This is a genomic window from Novipirellula herctigrandis (assembly GCA_007859835.1).
Taxonomy (GTDB): Bacteria; Planctomycetota; Planctomycetia; order Pirellulales; family Pirellulaceae; genus Novipirellula_A; species Novipirellula_A herctigrandis.
Map to the genome: position 1 here is coordinate 65,181 of SJPJ01000003.1, position 5,536 is coordinate 70,716.

The window sequence follows — 5,536 nt, forward strand, 5'->3', positions numbered from 1 at the left end:
CCCGACTGAAATCATGACCTTCGCGAACGTGGCATATACGGTTGCGATTGTTTCGTATCTGATCCTTGCGCCGCTGCTGAACTCGCGCGTGAGCAGTCGCGACGGTGCTCCGGACACCTTTTGGTCGATACTGATCGTTTTGCTCACAGCACCGGCCTGCATTGTTTGGTTGTTCGTGCTCGCCGTGTGGTCCATACCATACTTTCTCATGTATCCGGAACGACACGCGCATATGATCGACTTCACTGGCACTGACGCTCAAAAACAAGCAATGCGTGAGTTTAGAGAACAGGCGGCACAACGCAACGTGTTTCGGCGGGTGCTCGAGAACCTCTGCATTCTTCCGTATACTGGCCCAGAACCTTCCCAAGTACTGCTTGACTTTGATGCGAACGAATCCAAGCACGCGGCATCATCTGACTCGGACGACGGCGGGTAACCATCGCATGCAACGGAGCGGCGGTGGACAGTTTTTACAAATGGTGGCTCAACTCCCGCCGCCCGCTGATGCGTACCGTTCGCCGACTGACTCGCTTTTCAAGGTTTAACGTATCTCTGCTGCCAAGAACCCTTACGTGCCGCCAGTAGACGAAGGTCCATCGTTTGTCGCGTCGACTCGACGAAGGGCTCTTACGTTCCTGCTTCCTCTAGCGTTCGTGTTGACGTTTGCGTTAGGCACATTTAACGCCATTGACGAGCAGAATGGTCTGCGATTAACCGTGATTGGATCGCTGGGTTCGGTCGTGAGCCAGCTCCCTGGCTTGATGATCGCCTACGTCTTTTACCGCCGTCGTTCGACAGCGTTGGCGCCCCTCCTGCTTGCCTCGTATTTTGTCGCACTAACCGGGATCGCCGCTTACCTGAACTATGCGACTAACGGCAAATCCGACTCGCTCAATAGCGCCGCGCACATGCACGTCGTCATGTTCCCGATGCTGCATTGCTTTCTCGCATTTGCCGTGTATTCGGCGGCTGGCCTGATCGCCGCCGCGATCGCAGTACTCCCTTCGTCGGATGGTGTTCCCAGCGATGTCACCAGTGGTACAATCGAGAATTGTTCCATATGCAAGATTGACGTGAATCGTGACGATGACTATCGGTGCCCCAAGTGCCGGTGGCCAATCTAGGACAATTCCCGGCGAACCATGCGTTGGACGTGCGGACTGGCAAGGTCTGATTGACTAGCGGGTGGAAATCCCGCCTGGGTAAGTGCTAGCCACACGCCCAGTATCGAGTGTTGCAGCCGAAGTATAAGGGCCCAAAGCAATTGTCTGCTGTCGCAGGTGGTTCCCCGAAGTCTTCGATTGAAGCGTACACAGAGAGGTAGTGAGGATGAATGGATCACAGGTGGCCCTGTGACCGTGAACGGGATTAGCTCCGAAATTAGGTACCTGTTGGATTCTGCCCAAGGTTTGTTCACGCCCCAAGGCAACACTTCACGACGCGTCATTGGCGAGCCTCGTGAAGAGACCTGGAGTCGGCGCCCCATTCGCTCTACACATCATGTGAATCAGGCAACCAGTGAGGCCCTGAGGTTCTTGATCGACCGCAAGCAGACCAGCTTGCTCGATCGAGTATGTCCTAGAAGTGGAATAAGCAACGAAGACAAATGACTTTCAGGGAATCGGACGACCGAATAGTACCGCTGCAGCCCGAAGACCAATCGGGAAGTGACAAGCCGAGTAATATCGGTGTAGGGAAGGCGGTCGGGATTTCACGCGATCCAGACCAGGCACTGCCCGTACTCAGAGACGGAACCTCAGTGATAACCCGGCTGGATCGCACCTTTCAAAGAGCGAAGGGAGCCCCAGAAGCGGTTTTCAATAACCTCTTCTCGATGCTCAACTATGAGTTGTTGTGGTACGCCTTTCGCCGACTAAAACGAGGCAAAACGCCAGGAGTCGACAACGTCACGGTCGAGGACTACGAGGAGGATCTCGAAGCGAACCTTCGCGACTTGCTCCAGCGACTTCATCGTGGCAGTTATCGCCCGAAGCCCAGTTTGCGAAAGAACATCCCGAAAGGGAATGGGAAGACGCGATCGCTGGGAATCGCTTGCGTCGAAGACAAAATTGTCCAACGCGCAGTCGTGACGATCTTGGAGCAAATCTACGAAGTCGACTTCTATGACTTCTCGTATGGTTATCGCCCTGGGAAATCGTGTCATGAGGCTTTAGCGACTCTTGGTGGGATCATCGCCACGCGGAAAGTGAACTGGATCAGTGACGCGGATATCAGAGGTTTCTTTGATAATTTGAGTCAGGAGCGTTTAGGCGAGCTGTTGCGGAAACGTATCAGCGACCCGAAACTGCTTCGGCTGATCGAACGTTTTCTCGAAGCAGGCGTGATGATCGATGGCCAGTTGCAGGCAACCGAAGAGGGTGTCCCCCAAGGGGCCAGTCTCTCACCGATACTAGCCAATGTGTACTTACACTACGTGTTAGATGAATGGTTCGAACAAGAAGTCAAACCGCGGCTCGGAGGCGAAGCGTACTTGCTGCGCTTTGCTGACGACTTCCTTTGTTGCTTCGAACTCGAATCTGATGCGGTGCGATACCAAACGGTCTTGCCCAAGCGATTGGATCGGTTCTCGTTATGTGTCGCCGAGGACAAAACGAAGTTGTTACGGTTCGGACGCTTGGCCCGTCGCGATTGCCAGCGACTGGGCGAAGGTGCTCCGGGCACTTTCGACTTCCTCGGATTTACTCATTACTGTGGTCGTAGTCGAGCAGGCAGGTTCAAACTGAAAAGGAAGACGTCTGGCAAGAAGATGCGAGTGAAGTTGGCGGAGATGCGTCTCTGGTTTCATCATCAGCTATCGACTCCGGTGGGCGAAATGTGGCCGGTGCTTAACGCGAAACTTCGTGGTCACTACCAGTATTACGGTATCAATGATAATTGGCCGTTGCTGGCGGCGTATCGCAGTAAGGTTCGCCGGATGGCGAAGCGTCACTTGAGTCGCCGGAGCCAGAACAGCTATGTGAACTGGGATGATTTCAATCGCTTCACGGATCTTCATCCGCTGGTAAATCCGAAGTGTTTGACGGACTTGATCGCTATGGACCGCAAGTTACGCAGTACGCGAGGCAAGTGAAATCTGGGAGCCGGATGCGTTAAAGGCGCACGTCCGGATCTACGAGGGGCCGAGGGTCAATGCGGCAAGGTTCGAATCTTGTGACACCACAACGGGAAACCAGTGGCAAACAGGGAATACAAAGTGTAACCTAAACCAAAGAGACCTCGGTCTACTCTCCCGGAGCCGGCCAACGACCGTATTGGCTGGTCGAGACCTTTCCCCGCCGGCCCGGTGACCTTGGGCGTTATCACACTCCGGGCGATTGATGTTCTGCTATGGGGGCGCTGTCGATGATCCGCGGGCAACCGTTTGGTTTGACAACGTCGTTTGTTGCTTTCAAGTTGGGACCTCGTTAAACTGATACTGCTAGGGAACGGACAACTGTCACCGAAGGGGCCGAAGGCTGAACTGGCGGAACTCGGTCGATTGATTCATTATGGTGACTCGATCGGCATTTAACCCAAATCCGTGCGATAACCATGTGATGCAACGGAGGACGGGTGGTCCGTTTTCTCGAATGGTTGCTTAACTCCCGGTCCCCGCTGATCCGGGCCGTTCATCAACAAGTGTTCTGATTAACCAATGAAGTTCTCGCATAGCTTTACTTCGATCTTAGCTGTCTCGCTTTGCCACGTAATGTGGGCGGAGGCGATTGCCGATGCCCCATCTCTGAGATGGCGTTTCAAAGAATCTCAAACAATCGACGCCCAAATTCATCAGAAGCGGCAAACGCAATTTACGCTATCGGACGGGCATGAGGTTGACAGCACGATCGAATCGACCGTGTTTGCGACATGGACGTGGTCTCGCGTTAATGATCGGGACGCGACCGTAACACTGACGACAAAAAAAATCCGCTGGAATTGGTTGGTGAGGGGGCGAGAGGAAAGCTCTACTCCCGTGGACACCTCATTGACCTATGATGCTGATGCAATCCAGCGGATTTACGTTGAACAGTTGTCGCCGTTAATCGGTGCGTCAATAACGTTTCACCTATACTCTGACGGAACTACTTCAAATTGGGATCTGGGGAATGCCGCTTCAATCTCAATCGCCGACCCAATGTTACGAAAAGGTGGCGTACTACCGGGCGACTTGCAGCAGACCTTGCGATCCTTGTTGCCAGAAATGGAAGGGTCTTCGCGTAAAATTGGTGCGAAATGGATAGCGACGACTAAGAGCAGGGTGCCGCCATATCTGTCAACCCAGACTGTTGAGCATACGATCGAATCGGAAGATGACGGAGAGTACGTGATCAAGACTAACGGGAAAGTTGAATTGACAAAAGCCAATACTTCAGCGACTGTTTCGGATAGCCTAGAAGGAGAGGTGATATTCAGCGAACCTCTAGGCCGTATTCGTAAATCAAAACAATCCAACCGTGTAACTTTTCCAGCCGGGTTTTCCGCTGGTCCAACACTGCATACAAAAAACGTTGTAATCTTGCAACTCGGGAATGATGTATTGGCGTCCGGTGATGAACCATGAAATGCACGGAAGAACGGGTGGTCCGTTTTCTTGTTTGCTTGCAAGTCGTTTGCCCGTTCCCCGTGATTTCTACCGTTATCGGATTCAATCGAAATACTGCTCAGTCGATTGCAACACTGTCGTTGCTCTGGCAATAACGACACTGTCACTTGCTCGATCGAGAACAACGCTGTCACTTGCTCTGACACCAACGACACTGTCACTTGCTCGGTCGAAAACAACCTGTCATTTGCGACGGACAATGACTTGCGGTTCTTCCGGCATGTGAAATCAAAACAACAGCAAAGTTCGGCCCCGACAAGAACCCCGTCGCGTCCGATAACAATGAAATGCACCGCAGTTTACTCGTTCACCCGGTACTCAAACTTCGTCTCCTTCGATAACATTCTCTCATAAACAAACACTTGTCCCATTGGCCCGTAAACGCGGTGATTTTGGGCGTTATCCAACTAGGCACCCCTCAAGGGCGAACCCAATGAACCAGATTCCACTTCTCTTTGTGGCGTGTCTTCTCACTACTGTGCTCGGATGTTATCCGGCTGAATCCGAAAGCGAATCAGCTTTGAGAACGCAGTCAGACGACGTCGCAGCACCCGCTTTGAATGTACAATCGGATTCTATTCCACCGTCTGTTGATGCTGGCATGCTCGCGGATGGACTTGACCGAACTCAGCGGATAAACGCGGCCACGAAACCCGCGACAGATCCTAGCACTTTGTTTGAATCAAATCCAAAACGCGATCCGACTAAGTGATCGATACGTGATAACATCTGTCATCAACTTCTGCCCGTCGTGAGGCAACGCTGGCGGATAACCATCGCGTGCACACGGAGCGGCGGTGGCGAGTTTTAACAAATGGTTGCCGTGCTCCCGCCGCCCGGTGACGCGTAGCGTTATCACACTCCGGGCGATCGATGTTCTGCTATGGGGGCGTTGTCGATGATCCGCTGGCAACCGTTTGGTCCGACAAC

General features: G+C 53.0%; 5 protein-coding genes. 4 read left to right on the forward strand and 1 reads right to left on the reverse strand.

Features of this window, described 5'->3' with window-relative positions; translation table 11 throughout:
* From CA13_RS34205 to CA13_RS34220, 4 genes are all read left to right on the forward strand, one after another.
* Positions 1 to 439: hypothetical protein (locus tag CA13_RS34205; protein ID WP_419195338.1), on the forward strand; the 439-nt coding region annotated here is incomplete at its 5' end.
* Positions 440 to 575: 136 nt separating this feature from the next.
* A complete protein-coding gene (locus CA13_RS34210; protein ID WP_146404810.1) occupies positions 576 to 1,127 on the forward strand; it encodes a hypothetical protein in 552 nt (183 codons plus the stop codon).
* Between the two features lie 482 nt (positions 1,128 to 1,609).
* The gene (gene ltrA / locus CA13_RS34215; RefSeq protein WP_146394693.1) at positions 1,610 to 3,094 is read left to right on the forward strand and encodes a group II intron reverse transcriptase/maturase; all 1,485 of its coding nucleotides are present in this window, start codon (positions 1,610 to 1,612) and stop codon (positions 3,092 to 3,094) included.
* A gap of 882 nt (positions 3,095 to 3,976) precedes the next feature.
* On the forward strand, positions 3,977 to 4,564 hold the full coding sequence (locus tag CA13_RS34220) for a hypothetical protein (protein WP_146404813.1): 588 nt from the start codon (positions 3,977 to 3,979) through the stop codon (positions 4,562 to 4,564).
* A 724-nt stretch (positions 4,565 to 5,288) separates the two neighbouring features.
* Here CA13_RS34220 and CA13_RS36070 read toward each other — a convergent pair.
* On the reverse strand, positions 5,289 to 5,536 hold a 248-nt coding region (locus CA13_RS36070), incomplete at its 5' end, for a hypothetical protein (protein WP_419195339.1).

What these genes read in the sequence shown, in the direction of transcription:
- ltrA (WP_146394693.1), top strand. Translation starts at nt 1,610, where the DNA reads ATGACTTTCAGGGAATCGGACGACCGAATAGTACCGCTGCAGCCCGAA.